16 protein-coding genes and 2 pseudogenes are annotated in these 17,025 nt (G+C 70.7%); 5 read left to right on the top strand and 13 right to left on the bottom strand.

The features are described from left to right. Positions 1 to 18: 18 nt before the first annotated feature. The 9 genes from hpnD to AS594_RS05855 form a co-directional block, all read right to left on the bottom strand. Positions 19 to 969 carry a presqualene diphosphate synthase HpnD gene (gene hpnD / locus AS594_RS05815; RefSeq protein WP_420877883.1) on the bottom strand — a complete coding sequence of 317 codons (951 nt, stop codon included), beginning with the start codon at positions 967 to 969 and terminating at the stop codon, positions 19 to 21. Positions 970 to 983: 14 nt separating this feature from the next. After that, positions 984 to 1,886, bottom strand: a complete 903-nt coding sequence (hpnC, locus tag AS594_RS05820) for a squalene synthase HpnC (RefSeq protein ID WP_069933357.1) — start codon at positions 1,884 to 1,886, stop codon at positions 984 to 986. Positions 1,887 to 2,212: 326 nt separating this feature from the next. Then, complete coding sequence (locus AS594_RS05825; protein ID WP_069925999.1) at positions 2,213 to 2,998, bottom strand: ABC transporter ATP-binding protein; 786 nt, start codon at positions 2,996 to 2,998, stop codon at positions 2,213 to 2,215. Continuing rightward, positions 2,991 to 3,926, bottom strand: a complete 936-nt coding sequence (locus AS594_RS05830) for an ABC transporter permease (protein ID WP_069933356.1) — start codon at positions 3,924 to 3,926, stop codon at positions 2,991 to 2,993. Before AS594_RS05830 ends, AS594_RS05825 begins: the two co-directional genes overlap by 8 nt. A gap of 94 nt (positions 3,927 to 4,020) precedes the next feature. Further along, complete coding sequence (locus tag AS594_RS05835) at positions 4,021 to 4,866, bottom strand: glycosyltransferase family 2 protein (protein ID WP_069933978.1); 846 nt, start codon at positions 4,864 to 4,866, stop codon at positions 4,021 to 4,023. 50 nt (positions 4,867 to 4,916) lie between these two features. Then, positions 4,917 to 5,696, bottom strand: a complete 780-nt coding sequence (locus AS594_RS05840; RefSeq protein WP_079148481.1) for a CDP-alcohol phosphatidyltransferase family protein — start codon at positions 5,694 to 5,696, stop codon at positions 4,917 to 4,919. After that, positions 5,674 to 6,735 carry an iron-containing alcohol dehydrogenase family protein gene (locus AS594_RS05845; RefSeq protein WP_069933354.1) on the bottom strand — a complete coding sequence of 354 codons (1,062 nt, stop codon included), beginning with the start codon at positions 6,733 to 6,735 and terminating at the stop codon, positions 5,674 to 5,676. Before AS594_RS05845 ends, AS594_RS05840 begins: the two co-directional genes overlap by 23 nt. Next, positions 6,723 to 7,460, bottom strand: coding sequence for a phosphocholine cytidylyltransferase family protein (locus AS594_RS05850; RefSeq protein WP_069926003.1), 738 nt, complete (start codon positions 7,458 to 7,460; stop codon positions 6,723 to 6,725). Before AS594_RS05850 ends, AS594_RS05845 begins: the two co-directional genes overlap by 13 nt. Continuing rightward, the gene (locus tag AS594_RS05855) at positions 7,457 to 9,244 is read right to left on the bottom strand and encodes a DUF5941 domain-containing protein (protein ID WP_069933353.1); all 1,788 of its coding nucleotides are present in this window, start codon (positions 9,242 to 9,244) and stop codon (positions 7,457 to 7,459) included. The genes AS594_RS05850 and AS594_RS05855 overlap by 4 nt, the downstream gene beginning before the upstream one ends. 250 nt (positions 9,245 to 9,494) lie before the next feature. On the opposite strand from AS594_RS05855, the gene galE reads away from it, so the two are divergent. The 4 genes and pseudogenes from galE to idi all read left to right on the top strand — a co-directional run bounded on the left by galE (position 9,495) and on the right by idi (position 13,290). Beyond that, positions 9,495 to 10,478, top strand: a complete 984-nt coding sequence (gene galE, locus AS594_RS05860; protein ID WP_069933352.1) for a UDP-glucose 4-epimerase GalE — start codon at positions 9,495 to 9,497, stop codon at positions 10,476 to 10,478. A 143-nt stretch (positions 10,479 to 10,621) separates the two neighbouring features. Further along, positions 10,622 to 11,563, top strand: coding sequence for a cation diffusion facilitator family transporter (locus AS594_RS05865; RefSeq protein ID WP_069933351.1), 942 nt, complete (start codon positions 10,622 to 10,624; stop codon positions 11,561 to 11,563). Positions 11,564 to 11,848: 285 nt separating this feature from the next. Next, positions 11,849 to 12,559: pseudogene (locus AS594_RS05870) on the top strand (class I SAM-dependent methyltransferase); the annotation flags it as partial. 137 nt (positions 12,560 to 12,696) lie between these two features. After that, a complete protein-coding gene (gene idi / locus AS594_RS05875) occupies positions 12,697 to 13,290 on the top strand; it encodes an isopentenyl-diphosphate Delta-isomerase (protein WP_069930304.1) in 594 nt (197 codons plus the stop codon). On the opposite strand, the gene AS594_RS05880 is transcribed toward idi, so the two are convergent. Both AS594_RS05880 and AS594_RS05885 read right to left on the bottom strand, forming a co-directional pair. After that, a complete protein-coding gene (locus AS594_RS05880; RefSeq protein ID WP_069926007.1) occupies positions 13,256 to 13,735 on the bottom strand; it encodes an ATP-binding protein in 480 nt (159 codons plus the stop codon). The genes idi and AS594_RS05880 overlap by 35 nt on opposite strands. A 95-nt stretch (positions 13,736 to 13,830) precedes the next feature. After that, positions 13,831 to 14,432 (bottom strand): annotated as a pseudogene (locus AS594_RS05885) (HdeD family acid-resistance protein). An 84-nt stretch (positions 14,433 to 14,516) separates the two neighbouring features. On the opposite strand from AS594_RS05885, the gene AS594_RS05890 reads away from it, so the two are divergent. Next, positions 14,517 to 15,272, top strand: a complete 756-nt coding sequence (locus tag AS594_RS05890; RefSeq protein ID WP_069926008.1) for an enoyl-CoA hydratase/isomerase family protein — start codon at positions 14,517 to 14,519, stop codon at positions 15,270 to 15,272. On the opposite strand, the gene AS594_RS05895 is transcribed toward AS594_RS05890, so the two are convergent. After that, positions 15,259 to 15,897 carry a DJ-1/PfpI family protein gene (locus AS594_RS05895; protein WP_069934976.1) on the bottom strand — a complete coding sequence of 213 codons (639 nt, stop codon included), beginning with the start codon at positions 15,895 to 15,897 and terminating at the stop codon, positions 15,259 to 15,261. The genes AS594_RS05890 and AS594_RS05895 overlap by 14 nt on opposite strands. A 91-nt stretch (positions 15,898 to 15,988) precedes the next feature. Beyond that, positions 15,989 to 16,999, bottom strand: coding sequence for a GlxA family transcriptional regulator (locus tag AS594_RS05900; RefSeq protein ID WP_069933350.1), 1,011 nt, complete (start codon positions 16,997 to 16,999; stop codon positions 15,989 to 15,991). Positions 17,000 to 17,025: the final 26 nt, after the last annotated feature.

Consider the following 17,025-nt stretch of genomic DNA (forward strand, 5'->3'; position numbering starts at 1 on the left):
CTGCCGCGCCGGGCCGCATCAGACCCGCCTCCAGGTCTGGTTGCGGGAGATGGTCCGGGCGTCGAGGCCCGAGAGGCCGCGCACGGCGACGTACGCCTTCTCCCGTCCGGGCAGCGAGACGCGGCCGCGCAGCACGGCCAGGGGGTCGCGCTCGATGCGGTCGAGGAGCCGCCGGTAGATGCCGGCCATGGCGGCGACGCAGGCTCCGGAGCGCCGGTCGAGCAGCGGAAGCAGCCGGTAGCCCTCGGCGAACAGGGCGCGGGCGCGGCGTACTTCGTAGTGGACGAGGCCCGTGAAGTCGGACCCGTCGGGCGGGGTCGCGTCGTGGAAACCGGCCGAGCAGCCGAACTTGGCGAGGTCGTCGGCGGGCAGGTACGTGCGGCCGTTCGCGGCGTCCTCGCGTACGTCACGGAGGATGTTCGTGAGCTGGAGGGCGAGGCCGAGCGTGTCGGCGTACTCGGCGGCGCGTTCCGTGGAGCGCGCGCCGGTCTGGATGCCGAACACGCCCAGGGAGAGCCTTCCGATGGCGCCCGCGACACACCGGCAGTAGACCTTCAGGTCGTCCCAGGTCTCGTAGGTCTCGCCGCGCACGTCCATCAGGACGCCGTCGATGAGCTCGTCGAGCCCTTCGAGCGGGAGCGGGAAACGGCGCGCCGAGTCGGAGAGCGCCACGGCGACGGGATCGGTGTCGTCGTCGTCGACCGCGTCCGCGCGGACGCGGTCGAGCAGCGCGCGGGTCTCCTCGAGCCGCGCCTGCTTGACGTCGGCCGCCAGCATGCCGTCGCCGATGTCGTCCACGCGCCGCGAGAACGCGTAGAGCGCGGACATGGCGTTGCGCTTGTCGGTCGGCAGCAGTCTGATGCCGTACGCGAAATTGCGCGCCTGCTGTCCGGTCACGGCCTCGCAGTAGCTGTACGCGGCGAGTACCGGTGCGGACATCTGCATGAGTCCTTCCACGGGCCGGCTCACCCCTCTCTTCGGTCTCATCGCAAGACAGCTCCCGCTGCGCGCAGCAGGCTGAGCTTGGTGGGCTTGGGCGGTCCGCGAAGCACGTCGTAGCCGGCGGCCGCGATCGCGGTGAGGGCGGCGCGGCCACCGCCGGCGAAACCGACCAGCAGCAGCTTGAGTCTGCCCCTGACGCTGCCGACGAGCGGAGTGCCTTCGTCCAGGAGGCGTCCGGCGCGCTCCGCCTCGTAGGCGATCAGTGCGCGCACCTTCGCGTTCGCGGACGGGGCGGCGAGGTCGGCCTCCTCGACGTGGAAGCGGGCCATGTCGTCGGCGGGCAGGTAGATCCGGTCGCGGCCGAGGTCCTCGGCGACGTCCTGGAGGTGTTCGACGATCTGGAGGGCGGTGCAGATCGCGTCGGAGCGGCGGATCCGCTCGGGGCTCGCGGTGCCGGTGATGCCGAGGACCAGCCGTCCGACGGGGTTGGCCGACAGCTCGCAGTACGCGAGGAGGTCGTCGTACGTCTTGTAGCGCCGGACGAGCTGGTCCTGCCGGTTGGCCTCGATGAGACCGAGGAACGGGCCGGGCGTCAGCGAGCAGCGCCGCACGGTCGGCACGAGGGCGTGCAGGAGCGGGTGGCGCGGGCCGTCCCCCGAGGTGTCGAAGACGCGGCGCAGATCGGCCTCGAAGGCGTCGAGGAGGAGCAGGCGGTCGTCGGCCAGGGCGGGGTCGAGGCCGAGCAGACGGGCGTCGGCGCCGCCGGGGGCGAGGTCGCCGTCACCGATGTCGTCGACGAGGCGGGCGTAGCCGTAGACGGCCATCAGGTCGGCCCGCCAGGCGCGCGGCAGAAAGAAGGGAGCCACCGGAAAGTTCTCGTCGGCGGCCTTGTCCAGGGTCGTGCGCGCGTGTGCGTCGGTGCGCACGTGCCGGGTTCCGGTCATCGGGGGCTGCCCGGTGCGGGGACGGCGGAAGCGTCTTCGATGTGGAGAGATTCCCTAGCCATTGCCGTCACATCTCCCGTTCTACACCGTCGACCTAATACATCCCATTTCGGACACGCCGCCCACCGGTACAGCTTACGTTGTACAACGACCGGCACCGCCCCAGGGTGTTGGGCGTATGACAACAAAACAGCGATACGCCCCAACCTTCCCGAAGGTGGCGGGAGTTGACGATTCCGGCATGCTACGGCCCGCCGGGCCGGTCGCGTCGCGCGGACACGCGGAACCCCCGCCGGGTTCGACCGGCGGGGGCACCGAACCCGGGTCTAGCGGCCGGTTTCCTTCTCGTACGCCTTGAGGACCTCGTCCGTGGGACCGTCCATCAGCAGCTCGCCCTTCTCCAGCCACAGGACGCGGTCGCAGGTGTCCCTGATCGACTTGTTGCTGTGGCTGACCAGGAAGACCGTGCCGGCCTCCTTGCGCAGCTCGCGGATCCGCTGCTCGGAGCGGATCTGGAACTTCCGGTCGCCGGTGGCGAGCGCCTCGTCGATCATCAGTACGTCGTGGTCCTTGGCGGCGGCGATGGAGAAGCGCAGGCGGGCCGCCATGCCGGAGGAGTACGTGCGCATCGGCAGGGTGATGAAGTCGCCCTTCTCGTTGATGCCCGAGAAGTCGACGATCTGCTGGTAGCGCTCGCGGATCTCCTCGCGGGTCATACCCATGGCGAGACCGCCGAGGATGACATTGCGCTCGCCCGTCAGATCGTTCATCAGCGCCGCGTTCACGCCCAGCAGCGAGGGCTGGCCGTCCGTGTAGACCTTGCCCTGCTCGGTCGGCAGGAGGCCGGCGATGGCGCGCAGCAGGGTCGACTTGCCCGAACCGTTCGTACCGATGAGGCCGATCGCCTCGCCGCGGTAGGACGTGAAGGAGACACCGCGCACCGCGTGCACCTTGCGGACGCCGGGCGCGTCGCCCTTGCCGCGCTTCATCATGCGGTTCAGGGCGGCGGTGGCGCTGCCGCGACCGCCGGCACCGGCGTTGACGCGGTAGACGATGTGCACGTCGTCCGCGATGACGGTGGGGACGCGCCCCTGCTTGTTCTCGTCAGCCACGGCCGTACCTCTCCTCAGCCTTCCAGAAGTACACGAAGCCCACGAGGCCCACGAGCAGCGCCCAGCCCAGAGCGACGCCCCAGACGTGCGGGGGCAGGTTCTCGGAGCCGTACCCGTCGATCAGGCCGAAGCGGATGAGGTCCATGTACACGGCCGCCGGGTTCCACTGGAGCACGTCCGTGACCCAGCCGGGCAGGTCCTTGTCGGCGAGCATCGCCGGGATGCTGAACATCACACCGGAGGCGTACATCCACGTACGCATCACGAACGGCATCAGCTGCGCCAGGTCGGGGGTCTTGCTGCCGAGCCTGGCCATGATCAGCGCGAGGCCGATGTTGAAGACGAACTGGACGGCCAGCGCCGGAACGACCAGCAGCCAGGAGAGCGACGGGTAGCTGCCGAATGCCACCGCGATGATCACCAGGACGATCATCGAGAACAGCAGCTGCTGGAGCTGCTGGAGCGCGAAGGAGATCGGCAGCGAGGCGCGCGGGAAGTGCAGCGCTCTCACCAGCCCCAGGTTGCCCGAGATGGACCGGACACCGGCCATCACCGAGCTCTGGGTGAAGGTGAAGACGAACACCCCGGTGACCAGGAAGGGTACGTACACCTCCCGCTCCATGCCCCGGTCGGCCTCCAGGATCAGGCCGAAGATCAGGAAGTACACGAGGGCGTTCAGCAGCGGAGTCGCCACCTGCCACAGCTGGCCGAGCTTGGCCTGGCTGTACTGGGCGGTCAGCTTCGCCTGCGAGAACGCGAGGATGAAGTGGCGCCGGCCCCACAGCTGCCGGACATACTCGATCAGCCCCGGCCGGGCACCGCTCACCGACAGGCCGTACTTCGCGGCGAGCTGCGCCGGGGTAAGTCCGTCGTCGGGAGATGGCGGGGCGCTCGTCGCGACCGCACCGTCATGGGTTGTGTCACTCACAAGTTGAAACTTTCGTGTTCAAGATGCGCAGGCGTAAGGCGCAGGAACGGGCTACGGATCCCGCGTGCACCCGATGCTTTCAGACCCGAGCTTGTCAGATGACAGGAGGTCGGCCGAGCCGGGTCAGGCGCCAGACGGTACGCCATCTCATCGGACGGCGCGGTCCGGCGGAGGTCGTCCACCCTTCCTTGAAGCCCCCGAACCATGCCTTGAGGGCCGGTACGGAGGGGCGCCGCGCCAGTGTGAGCAGCAGCCACACGCCCAGGTAGACGGGGACCAGGGGGGCCGGCAGATTGCGCCGGGCGAGCCAGACCCGGTTCCGGGCCACCATGCGGTGGTAGACGGCGTGCCGGGACGGGGCGGTCGTCGGGTGGTACAGGACCATGTCCGAGCGGTAGTCGATCATCCAGCCGGCGTCGAGCGCCCGCCAGGCCAGGTCGGTCTCCTCGTGCGCGTAGAAGAACTCGTCCGGGAGTCCGCCGACCTCGGCGAAGACCTTGGTGCGTACGGCGTTGGCGCCGCCGAGGAAGGTCGTCACGCGCGAGGAGCGCATCGGGTCGGCCGCGCGCAGCCGCGGGACGTGGCGGCGCGCGGTCTCCCCCGTGTCGGGGTCCGCGATCCGGAAGCTGATGATGCCGAGCTTCGGGTCGGCGGCGAAGGCCCGGCGGCACAGCTCGGCCGTGTCGTGGTGGGCCAGCAGGCCGTCGTCGTCGAGGAACAGCAGGATGTCCATCTCGGCGCCGCTGGGGCCGAACGCCTCGATGCCGGCGTTGCGGCCGCCCGGGATGCCGAGGTTCTCCGGCAGGTCGACCGTCCGTACGCCTTCGGGAACACCGGTGACCGGGGAGCCGTTGCCGACCACCACGACCTCGACGCGGTCGCCGTCCTGCTTGGCGACCGAGTCGAGGAGGGCGCGCAGCTCGTCCGGCCGGTTGCCCATCGTGATGACGACGGCGCCGACCTTCAGGCCGGTGCCCGTGCCCGCGGCCGTCACTTGAGCCTGCTGGAGGCGAGGACGGACACGAGGTGGAGCAGGGTTTGCAGGAGTGCGATCCCCGCGAGGACGGCGACACCGAGCCGCGAGAAGAACAGGTCGTCCCGGACGCTGTCCGCGATCGCCGCGGCGAGGATCAGCAGGGACGCCTCGACCCCGAGGACGAGCCGGTGGAACTTCAGCGCCGCGGCGGCCTTGCGGGCCAGCGCCATCCCGGACGAGCGCGGCTCGGACGCCGACTCCTTCACCGGCGGCATGCCGCCCTGGTGACGGGCGACGCCGACGAGGTCGGTCTCGGCCTTGATCAGGATCGCGCCGAGCGCGGCCAGGGTGCCGAGGAAGGCCCACAGCCAGTCGACGCGCCCCTCGCCCCACAGGTCGGCGGCGCGCAGGCCGAAGCCCACGAGGACCGCCGCGTCACACAGGTAGGCGGCGACGCGGTCCAGGTAGACCCCGGCGAGCGAGTACTGCTTCTTCCAGCGGGCGATCTCGCCGTCGACGCAGTCGAGCAGCAGATAGAGCTGGACCATCAGCACGCCGAGCAGGGCGCCCGTGACGCCCGGTACGAGCAGGGCCGGGGCGGCGAGGGCACCCGCGACGGTCATCACATAGGTCAGCTGGTTGGGCGTGACCCGTGTGTTCACCAGGTGCCGGTCGACGCGCAGGGAGACCTCGCGCATGTAGAGCCGGCCGGCCCAGTGCTCGCCGCTGCGCCGGTCCTTCACACCCGGGGGGTGAACGACCGGTCGGAGCTCAGCTACCGATGGCTTTTGCATAGTCGGCGTATGCGTCCTTGATCTGGTCGGCGGACAGGTTGAGGTGCTCCAGGATCGTGAAGCGTCCCGGGCGGGTCTGCGGCGCGTACTCGACGGCCTTGACGAACTCGTCGACGCTGAACCCGATCTCCTCCGGCAGCACCGGCAGGCCGTGCCGGTGCAGCACCTCGGCGAAGAGGCCGGACTGCTCGTGCGCGCCCCGCAGGTGCATGGCGAAGGCGGCGCCGATGCCGACCTGCTCGCCGTGGCTCGCGGCCCGCTTGGGGTACAGCAGGTCGAAGGCGTGGCTGATCTCGTGGCACGCGCCCGACGAGGGCCGGCTGTCGCCGCTGATCGACATGGCGATGCCGGACAGCACGAGGGATTCGGCGAGGACCGTGAGGAACTCGTCGGTGCCGACCCCGCCGGGGTGGCGGAGTACGGCTTCTCCCGCCGTACGGGCCATGGCGGCGGCCAGTCCGTCGATCGGCTCGCCGTGGAGGCGGTGGGACAGCTCCCAGTCCGCGATCGCCGAGATGTTGGAGATCGCGTCGCCGATCCCGGACCGGATGAACCGGACCGGGGCGTCCCGGATCACATCGAGGTCGATGACCATGGCGATGGGGGTCGGGACGCCGTACGAGCCGCGGCCGTTGTCGTTGTCCAGGATGGACACCGGCGAGCACAGACCGTCGTGCGAGAGGTTCGTCGCGACGGCGACCATCGGCAGGCCCACCCGCGCGGCCGCGTACTTCGTCACGTCGATGATCTTGCCGCCGCCGAGGCCGACCACGGCGTCGTACCGCTTGCCCTTGATCCCGTCGGCCAGCCTGACCGCGGAGTCGATGGTGCCGTCGGCGACGGAGTACCAGTCGGCCCCGGGCAGCACCGGCGCGAGCTTCTCGCGCAGGGCCTGGCCCGAGCCGGGGCTGGTCGCGATCGCCAGCTTGCCGGACGCGGAGATCCGCTGGTCGGCCAGCAGGCCGGCCAGGTCGTCCATGGCGCCGCAGCCGATGTCGACGACGACCGGGGACGGGATGAGCCGGGTCAGTACTGGCACGCGATCTCACGGCCCTTCGCGAGGTCCTCGTGGTTGTCGATCTCGACCCACGTCACTTCGCCGATAGGCTCCACGTCGACGGTGAAGCCGCGGTTGACCAGCTCCTGGTAGCCGTCCTCGTAGTAGAGGTCGGGGTCGCGCTCGAACGTCGTCTTCAGCGCGTCGGCCAGCTCCTCGGCGGCCTCCGGCTCGATGAGCGTGACACCGATGTACTCACCGGTGGCGGTGGCCGGGTCCATCAGCTTCGTGATCCGCTGGACGCCCTTGCCGTCCTGCGTGATGACCTTCATCTCCTCGTCGGCGAGGTTCTTCACCGTGTCGAGGGCGAGGATTATCTTCTGGCCCTTGCCTCGGGCGGCGAGCAGCGTCTTCTCGACGGAGACCGGGTGGACGGTGTCGCCGTTGGCGAGGATCACGCCCCGCTTGAGGACGTCACGGGCGCACCACAGGGAGTAGGCGTTGTTCCACTCCTCGGCCTTGTCGTTGTCGACCAGGGTGATCTTGAGGCCGTACTTCGCCTCAAGGGCCTCCTTGCGCGCGTAGACGGCTTCCTTGCGGTAGCCGACGACGATGGCGACCTCGGTCAGGCCGACCTCGGCGAAGTTGCCCAGGGTCAGGTCGAGGACGGTCGTGTCACCGTCCACGGGCACCAGGGCCTTCGGGAGGGTGTCCGTGTAGGGACGCAGACGCCGGCCGGCGCCGGCAGCCAGTACGAGGCCGATCATGCGGGTTCTCCTTCGTCATGTACTGCGGGTGCTCCGGAGGACACCCAGAAGCGGATGGACTCCGTGAGCACCACGAGCGCCACGGCCACAGCGAGGGCCGTGAGCGCCAAGGTGAGGTCTGTGTTCTGCGTCGCCAGGAGCGTGGTGAGTACCACCACCACGAGCGTCCGGCCTTCGTGGCCGCCGATCGTCCGCACCAGCCAATGGGGCGGCGCGCCTGTGCCGCCCCGGATGCGGTACACAGTGTCGTAGTGATGGTAGGCGACGGCCGACACCAGCCCGAAGGCCGCCGGCAATGCCCCGTCCACCTCCGAGCGGGCGGCGAGGATGAGGACCGTGCCGTACTCCGCGGCCCGGAAGACGGGCGGGACGAGCCAGTCGAGGGCGCCCTTGAGGGGGCGCGCGACGGCTGTGCCCGAGAGCACGGCGTACAAGACCGCCGCGATGATCACCTGGGGGCTGCCCACGGGCTGGGTGAGCGCCGCGACCACGAGGGCGACGGCGCCGACGGCGGCGACGGCCGGGGCGGTCCAGGCGCCCTTGAGGCGCGGCCCGCGGGCCGCGACGGCCTGGGCCACCGGTCCGCTGTCGGCCAAGTCCGCGAGCGCCTGCGCGGCCCGGTCGGTGCGCCGTGCCTTGCGGGTCAGCGAGCGCAGGACGCGGCCGGCCGTGGTGTAGAGGGCGGCGAGCGCGCAGCCGACGAGCAGGGCGTAGAAGACGATCCGCGGGGTCGTGACCGCGGTCAGGACCGCGATCATCGCCCAGCGCTCGCCGATCGGCAGGACGATCATGCGCCGTACCCAAACCGTCCAGCCGACGCTGTCGAGCCTGTCGGAGAGCGCGGCGGTGGGGCTGGTGTTGGACTCGGCGTCGTGGTTCGCCTCGTTGAAGGAGAAGTCCACGACGTGGCGGCAAGTCTGGAGCACCATCGCGCCGAGCGCCAGCGCCCACACGTCGTCGCCGCCCCAGGCGGCTCCGAGCGCGAGGCCCGCGTAGTACGCGTACTCCTTGGCGCGGTCGAAGGTCGCGTCGAGCCAGGCGCCCATCGTCGAGTACTGGAGCGAGTAGCGGGCGAGCTGCCCGTCGGTGCAGTCCAGGACGAAGGAGAGGAGCAGCAGCACGCCGGCCGCGACGTAGCCGCCGCGGGTGCCGGTCGCCGCGCAGCCGGCCGCGATCAGCGCGGTGATCAGCGAGGCGGTGGTGACCTGGTTGGGGGTGAAGCCCCGGCGGGCGCACCAGCGGGCGAGGTAGCGCGAGTACGGGCTGACGCAGAAGGTGGTGAAGAAACCGTCGCGGGACTTCACCGCCGTACGCAGCCGTACGGCCTCCTCGTCGACGGCGGCGACGGCCGCGCGGGCGCGCTCGCGCTCGTCCTCGCCGGTGGCGACGACGGCGACCAGCGAGCCGAGCTCCGGGCGGCGCACGTCGGCGCCGTCCGCGTCGAGGGCGGCGGCGACGGCGTCCGGCCCCGCCACGGCGTCCGGCCCGGTGGCTCCGCGCACGGCGCGGGCCAGCGCGGCGCGTGCCTCGGGCTGCGCGGTGAGCGCGCCGGGGGCCGCGGCGGCCGGGAAGCGGGGGTCGGTGAGCGCGAGGCGCAGCGAGTGGACGTGGCCGACGAAGCGCGGGTCGACGAGGGCGACCCGCTCACCGGCGGGTGTCGCGTCGAGGAGCTTCGCGGTCTCCTCCGCGTCGGCGGCGGACCGTACGTCGAATCCCAGCGACCGCAGATCGCCCTCGAGCGGCGATCCGGGTACCGGCGGACCGGTGAGGATGGCGGTCGACAGACGAACTCACTCCTTGGCGCTGGGCAGGGGCTGGCCTTGCGTGGCATGCGGCATTTCCGGCCCGGCACGGGCTCGAAGGCATGTCGGCAGAGGCTATCGGATGTACGGAAGCGGGAATTCACGGCCCGTTAACGCCCCGATAAGACCGGACCGGGACCCGGGCGGCCCACCGAGATCATCTTGGTCGATGGGTACCCCGCCCCACAAACCGCGACCGCCGGTGGTCCCCGGACGCCCTAGGGTGGCCGTTATGACATGGCTGATCACGGGTGGGACGGGTTACATCGGCGCGCATGTGGCGCTGACCATGGCGGCGGCGGGTGAGCGGGTGGTCGTCCTGGACGACGTCTCGTCCGGGGTGCCGGAGCGCCTGCCCGCGGACATCACGGTCGTACGCGGCTCGGTGCTGGACCGGGAACTGCTCGACCGTACGCTCGCGGGCCACGAGGTCACGGGTGTGGTGCATCTCGCGGCGAAGAAGCAGGTCGGGCAGTCGGTCGAGCAGCCGCTGCTCTACTACCGGGAGAATGTGTACGGGCTCACAGTGCTGCTGGAGGCCGTCGCGGCCGCCGGGGTGAAGCGCTTCCTCTTCTCCTCCTCCGCCGCCGTGTACGGCATCCCCGAGGCGGAGCTGATCTCCGAGGACGCTCCCTGCGTGCCGATCAATCCGTACGGCGAGACCAAGCTGGCGGGTGAGTGGCTGGTGCGGGCCGCCGGGCGGGCGCACGGCTTCTCCACGGCGTGCCTGCGCTACTTCAACGTGGCCGGCGCGGCGAGGCCGGAGCTGGCCGACACCGGGGTGTTCAACATCATCCCGATGTTCTTCGACCGGATCACGCGCGGTGAGGCGCCGCGGATCTTCGGGGACGACTATCCGACGCCCGACGGCACCTGTGTCCGTGACTACATTCACGTCTGTGATCTCGCCGACGCCCATCTCTCGGTCGCGCGGGCGCTCACCGCGCGCGACGAGCAGACGGACATGACGTTCAACATCGGACGCGGCGAAGGCGTCTCGGTGCGCGAGCTCGCCGAGCTGGTGGGCGAGATCACCGGTTCCTCGCTCGTTCCGGTGGTCGAGCCGCGCCGTCCCGGTGACGCGGCGAAGGCGGTCGCCTCGTCCGACCTGATCGCCAAGGAGCTGGGCTGGACGGCCGGGCGAGGGGTGCGCGAGATGATCGCGTCGGCCTGGGAGGGCTGGCTCCTCCGGCACCCGGAAGCCGCCCGGAACTGATCGTGTCATCGCTCTGACCTGCGGGCATTTCCGCAGGTCAGAGCATATGACAACGGTGTTCAGTCCCGTGTTGCACATACCCCCCGCCCGTAGTTCACTGGCACCTCGGACAGACCGTTCACACGACCGGGGAGGCGTCCTTCATGGGGGCTGGGCACGATCACGGGCATACGCACGGTGGGCCGCCGCCCACCGGCACGGCCGCCGCCGCGTACAAGGGGCGGCTGCGTATCGCGCTCGGCATCACCCTGACCGTCATGACGGTCGAGATCGTCGGTGGTCTGCTGGCCAATTCGCTGGCGCTGATCGCGGACGCGGCCCACATGGCGACGGACGCGCTCGGACTCGCGATGGCGCTGCTGGCGATCCACTTCGCCAACCGCCCGGCCACCGCGAAGGCCACCTTCGGGTATGCCAGGGCCGAGATCCTCGCCGCGCTCGCCAACTGTCTGCTGCTGCTCGGCGTCGGCGGCTTCCTCCTCTTCGAGGCGGTCGACCGCTTCATCACCCCGGCGGAGACCAGGAGCGGTACGGCGATCGTCTTCGCCCTGGTCGGTCTCGTCGCCAACATGATCTCGCTGTCCCTGCTGATACAGGGACAGAAGAACAGCCTCAATGTGCGCGGCGCCTTCCTGGAGGTCGTCGCCGACACCCTGGGCTCGGTCACCGTGCTGGTCTCAGCCGGCGTCATCATGGCGACCGGCTGGCAGGCCGCCGACCCGATCGCGTCCCTGGTGATCGGCCTCATGATCGTGCCGCGCACCTGGAAGCTGCTGCGGGAGACGCTGAGTGTGCTTCTGGAGATCGCACCCAAGGGTGTGGACATGACGGAGGTACGGGAGCACATACTCGGCCTGCCCGGCGTCGACGACGTGCACGACCTGCACGCCTGGACGATCACCTCGGGCATGCCGGTCCTGTCCGCGCACGTCGTGGTCAGCCAGGACTATCTCGACTCGGTCGGGCACGAGAAGATGCTGCACGCCCTTCAGGGCTGCCTCGGTGACCACTTCGACGTCGAGCACTGCACGTTCCAGCTGGAGCCGAGCGGTCACGCCGAGCACGAGGCGAGACTCTGCCACTGAGCGGGGCGGGACTGTTAAGGTCTTCGCAGAGACGTTCGGGTCTCGGGGACACGATGAGGGGAGCTGAGGTTGATGACCGTCACGGTCGATGCTGCTGCGAGCAGTGTCCGGTTCATCCTCAATTCCCGGGCTCTCGGCTGACCCCTTCCTCGCGATCGTTTTCTTCGCATCGTTTTCATCGCGATCGTTCGCGTCGATCCTTCGCGCCTTTCGCGGCGCGTCGGCCGGAGCCCTCTGACCAAAGGGTTTCCCACGTTGACCGACAACGCCATGTTCGAAGCTTTCATGACCCTGCACCGCGGGCTTCCGCGCCAGGGCCCCGGCTCCGACCGCACCACCCGCCACCTGCTCTCCCTCGCCGGACCTCTGCCGCGGCGTCCGCGCGTGCTCGACCTGGGCTGCGGCCCCGGCCGGGTCTCGCTGCTGCTGGCGGCGGAGTACGGGGCCGAGGTGACGGCCGTCGATCTGTACGCGCCGTTCCTCGCCGAGCTGCGCGGCGCCGCCGAGGCGCGCGGGCTGAGCGGTTCGATCCGTACCGTCGAGGGTGACATGGGCGAACTCCCCTTCCCCGACGGGGTGTTCGACCTCGTCTGGGCGGAGAGTTCCGCCTACAGCATCGGCTTCGACACCGCATTGCACAAGTGGCGGCGCCTCGTCGCACCCGGCGGCGCGCTCGTCGTCACCGAGTGCGAGTGGACCTCCGGCGAGCCGTCACTCGGCGCCCGCGCGTTCTGGGACGCGAACTATCCCGCGATGCGCGACCGGTCCGGGAACACGGCCGCGGCCGTCGCGGCCGGCTACGCCGTCCTCGGGGTGTACGAGCAGCCCGACAGCGACTGGGACGAATACTACGTCCCGCTCGGCGCCCGCGCCGACGCGGCGGACCCCGCCACGCCCGGAATGGAGCAGGCGCTCGCCCTCACCCGCGAGGAGATCGCCGTGCGCGCGGACCACGGGACGGAGTACGGCTACACCGGCTATGTACTGCGGCCCTCCGCGGTCCTGAGCTGACGCGCCGTCCGCCCCCGCCGCTTCGCGCGGCGGGGGCGGACATGCGGCACGTTCCGCGAAGTACGGACAAGACGCTTTTGTACGGCAGACTTGGACGCCGGGTACCGAAGCGAAGGATGGTCATGCCGAGCACACCAGTCACCGCCGCGAACAGCTCGTCGAACGGCACAGCGGAAGAGATCCTGCTCGAGCTGGTCGACGAGGACGGCAACACCATCGGCACCGCGGAGAAGCTCTCCGCGCACCAGGCTCCCGGCCGCCTGCACCGCGCCTTCTCGGTCTTCCTCTTCGACGAGACGGGACGGCTGCTGATCCAGCGCCGCGCGCTCGGCAAGTACCACTCCCCCGGCGTCTGGTCCAACACCTGCTGCGGCCACCCCTACCCCGGGGAGTCGCCGTTCGCCGCGGCCGCCCGTCGTACGCACGAGGAGCTGGGCATCTCCCCGTCGCTGCTCGCCCAGGCGGGCACCGTCCGCTACAACCACCCCGACCCGGACTCCGGGCTGGTCGAGCAGGAGTACAACCACCTCTTCGTCGGGATGGCGCAGAGCGCGCTGCGGCCCGACCCGGAGGAGGTCGGCGAGACGGCTTTCGTGACGCCGGACGAGCTGGCCGAGCGGCACGCGCGGGCGCCGTTCTCGGCGTGGTTCATGACCGTGCTGGACGCGGCGCGGCCGGCGATCAGAGAGCTGACGGGCCCGGCCGCGGGCTGGTGACGGCCGCACCCGACAGCGGCAGTGCGACCCAGATGACCTTGCCGCCGGTCGCGGTGTGCTCGATGTCGCACACCCCTCCGGCCTCGGTGGTGATCTCCCGCACGAGCAGCAGGCCACGCCCCCCGGTCTGCGCGTAGTCACGCTCCAGCGCCTTGGGCCGGTACGGATGGTTGTCCTCGACGGACACCCTGATCCACTCCGTGCCGATCGCCACCTCGACGGCGAGCTGCGGGGAGAGCAGCGCCGCATGGCGTACGGCGTTGGTCACCAGCTCGGAGACGATGAGCAGCAGGTCCTGCACCAGATCGTCGTGGACGGGTACGCCCTGCCTGTTCAGCAGATCGCGGACCGCGTGTCTGGCTTCCGGTACGGAGGCGTCCGCCGCGGGGGCGGTGAAGCGCCAGACTCCTTCGTACCCTGCCGGTGCGTCTTCTCTCGTCACCACGCATCGAAGTGTTGAGAACCCGGAGAGCCGGGCCCCGTCACTGAACAGAAGTCAGCCGCATTCGACAGATTCTGACGGCTTGGCCCACGATGACGTCAGCTCTGCGTCTCTTCCTGATCGGTCGACGGCCTTGACGTGACCATATTGACCATCTGACGGCCACCCGTTCCGATCGCGATCAGGCCGAGCCCGTCGAAGAGCAGCGCGAGCGAGAAGAAGCAGCCGAGTACGTACAGACTGCTGTGCGGCCAGTCCAGGAGCACGAGGACTCCGAGCAGCAGGCCGAACGCGCCCTGCACCAGCGTCCAGCCGAACTGCGGCCCCGCACCACCACGCTGCCCACCAGCCTGAAGACGCCGCCGGTCAGGAAGAGCAGTGCCGCGAACATCGTCAGTGCCTCGGCGGTGCCCTCGGGGTGGCGGATGACGACGATTCCGGCCGCCATGTTGAGGGCGGCGACCACGACACCGAGCCAGAAGAAGTTCGAGCCGCGCGACTGGACCGCCTGGAGGAGCCCGACCAGGCCGCCGACGAGCAGCAGCCAGCCGAAGAGGATCATCGAGGTGAGGGTGGCGACCGCCGTGTAGACGAGGCCGACGATTCCTCCCAGCACGAGAACCGCGCCGAGGACGGTCAGCCGGCCGAAGCCGCGGCTCAGCTTCCTGGCCTCGGGTGTGTCTGCTGCGCGACCGGCCATGAGCGACTCCTTCACACGCGCCAGTGTCCGCTTCTCGGCCCCTTCTTGATCATAGGTTCGTACCGTCCGGATAGCATCCGGCGCATGGAGCCGCAGCTTGAGCACACCGTCGCGGACGGGGTAGCCACCGTCGTCATCAGCAATCCCGCCAAGCGCAACGCCATGACGGCCGGGATGTGGGCGGCGCTGCCCGGGCTGCTGGAGCGGCTGGCCGGGGACCGCGGCGTACGGGCGCTCGTGCTGACCGGGGCCGGGGACACGTTCTGCGCGGGCGCGGACATCTCGTCGCTGCGCGAGGGCGACTCTCCGCAGGGGCTCGCCGTGCGGGCCGAGGACGCTCTGGCCGCGTTTCCGAAGCCGACGCTGGCGGCCGTCAGGGGGTACTGCGTCGGTGGTGGCAGCCAGCTGGCCGCCGCCTGCGACCTGCGGTTCGCGGAGGAGGGCGCGTCCTTCGGGGTCACGCCCGCGAAGCTCGGCATCGTCTATGCCGCGTCGTCGACCCGGCGGTTGGTGGCGCTGGTGGGGCCTTCCGCCACCAAACACCTGCTGTTCTCGGGCGAGTTGATCGGCACGGAGCGGGCGCTGCGCACCGGGCTGGTGGACGAGGTGCTGCCGGCGAGTGAACTGGACGGCCGGGTGGCCGCGTTCACGCGCGTACTGGTGTCACGCTCGCAGCTGACCCAGGCGGCGGCGAAGGAGTTCGCGGACGGCCGGGAGGACCGGGACGCGTACTGGGCCGGGCAGGCGCGCGCCGGCGGCGACACCGCCGAGGGTGTCGCCGCCTTCCTGGAGCGCCGCACGCCCCGCTTCACCTGGACGCCGGGACCTACTGGAGAATGAACCGGCTCTTGCCGCGGAACTCCTCGACGAGCGCGGCCGGCGCCTTCTGCGGCGATCCTGCGTCGTACGGCGGCTGGGGGTCGTACTCCGTCAGGAGCTGCACGGCCATCGCGTGTTCGTCGCCCGCGATCCTGCCGAGCAGGGTGAGACCCATGTCGATGCCGGACGAGACGCCCGCCGCCGTGACGTACTTGCCGTCGGTGACCACGCGCTCCGTGGTGGGCCGCGCGCCGAAGGTCTTCAGGGTGTCCAGGGCCAACCAGTGCGAGGCGGCCCGGCGGCCCACGAGGAGTCCGGCGGCGGCCAGGAGCAGCGAGCCGGTGCAGACCGACGTGGTCCAGGCGGTGGTGGCGTCGACGGCGCGCAGCCAGCCGAGCAGCGCCTGGTTCTCCATCTGGCCCGACTGACCGGGGCCGCCCGGCACGACCACGATGTCGGGACCGGTGACATCGGCGAACGTCTTGCCGGCGACCAGCGCGAGGTCGCCCCGGTCGTTGAGCACGGGCCCGGTGCGCTCGGCGACGAAGACGGTCTCGGCGTCCGGCAGGCGGCAGAGCATCTCGTACGGGCCGACCGCGTCGAGTGCGGTGAAGCGGTCGAAGAGGGGGATGGCTATTTGCGGCATGATGTCCCTTTCGCCGGCCCGGGGGCCGGGCGTCCTGGCAGTGCTGTCCGTGCTGTCGGTGCTATCCGTGCTGTCCGTGCTGTCCGTGCTGTCAACGGGGTGTGGTCTGGGGGCGGAAGCGGCGGCGGTACTCGGCGGGTGCGGTGCCGAGGCTCTTCACGAAGGCCCTGCGCATCGCCTCGGGAGTGCCGTAGCCGCAGGCCCGGGAGATCTCCTCGATGCCGTCCGCGCAGTCCTCCAGGAGCCGCCGCGCGTGCTCCAGGCGTACGCGTTCGACGTACTTGCCCGGTGTCGTGCCGGTCTCGGACCGGAAGGCGCGGGCGAACTGGCGGGGTGAGAGGCGGGCGCGGCCGGCCAGCGACTCGACCGACAGGTCGTCGCCGGGGTGCTCGGTGATCCACTGCTGGACCTCGCGGAGAGGTTCGCGCAGGGCGGTCTGCGCGGCGAGCTGGGCGCTGAACTGGGCCTGGTTTCCCGGGCGCCGGAGGAATACGACGAGATGGCGGGCCACGGTGAGGGCGATGTCCCGGCCCAGGTCCTCCTCGACGAGGGCGAGCGCCAGGTCGATGCCCGCGGTGACCCCGGCCGAGGTCGCCACGTTGCCGTCCCGTACGTAGATGGGGTCCGGGTCCACCTCGACGGCCGGGTAGGTGCGGGCCAGGTGCTCGCTCACTCCCCAGTGGGTGGTGGCTCTGCGGCCGTCGAGCAGCCCGGCCGCGGCCAGCAGCAGCGCTCCCGTACAGACGCTGACCAGACGCTCGGCGCGGGGGGCGTTCTCGCGGAGCCAGTCGATCAGGCGCGGGTCCGGGGTGCGGGTGCCCCTGCCGCCGGGGACCAGGAGGATGTGGGGCGCGGGCTCGGCGTCGAGGGCGCCGTCGGGGACGAGCGTCAGCCCGCTGGAGGTGCGGACGGGCGCGCCGTCGAGCGAGGCCGTGCGGATGCGGTACGCGGCGTCCGCGGCGCCGTGCCCGCCGGCGGCCTCCAGGGCGGCGCCGGCGAAGACCTCCACCGGGCCGGTCACGTCCAGGCTCTGGACGTCGTCGAACAGGACGACGACGACAGACCGGGATGTTCGGACGGATCGTTCGGACCGCTGAGTCATGCAGCCATCCTTGAGGGCGCCCGGCG

This window comes from Streptomyces agglomeratus, assembly GCF_001746415.1.
Classification (GTDB): Bacteria; Actinomycetota; Actinomycetes; order Streptomycetales; family Streptomycetaceae; genus Streptomyces; species Streptomyces agglomeratus.

Coding starts and splice junctions, on each gene's coding strand:
- hpnC (WP_069933357.1), bottom strand. CDS start 1,886: ATGACCGGAACCCGGCACGTGCGCACCGACGCACACGCGCGCACGACC.
- AS594_RS05835 (WP_069933978.1), bottom strand. CDS start 4,866: ATGGGCAACCGGCCGGACGAGCTGCGCGCCCTCCTCGACTCGGTCGCC.
- AS594_RS05840 (WP_079148481.1), bottom strand. CDS start 5,696: ATGCAAAAGCCATCGGTAGCTGAGCTCCGACCGGTCGTTCACCCCCCG.
- AS594_RS05850 (WP_069926003.1), bottom strand. CDS start 7,460: ATGATCGGCCTCGTACTGGCTGCCGGCGCCGGCCGGCGTCTGCGTCCC.
- galE (WP_069933352.1), top strand. CDS start 9,495: ATGACATGGCTGATCACGGGTGGGACGGGTTACATCGGCGCGCATGTG.
- AS594_RS05865 (WP_069933351.1), top strand. CDS start 10,622: ATGGGGGCTGGGCACGATCACGGGCATACGCACGGTGGGCCGCCGCCC.
- idi (WP_069930304.1), top strand. CDS start 12,697: ATGCCGAGCACACCAGTCACCGCCGCGAACAGCTCGTCGAACGGCACA.
- AS594_RS05890 (WP_069926008.1), top strand. CDS start 14,517: ATGGAGCCGCAGCTTGAGCACACCGTCGCGGACGGGGTAGCCACCGTC.
- AS594_RS05895 (WP_069934976.1), bottom strand. CDS start 15,897: ATGCCGCAAATAGCCATCCCCCTCTTCGACCGCTTCACCGCACTCGAC.
- AS594_RS05900 (WP_069933350.1), bottom strand. CDS start 16,999: ATGACTCAGCGGTCCGAACGATCCGTCCGAACATCCCGGTCTGTCGTC.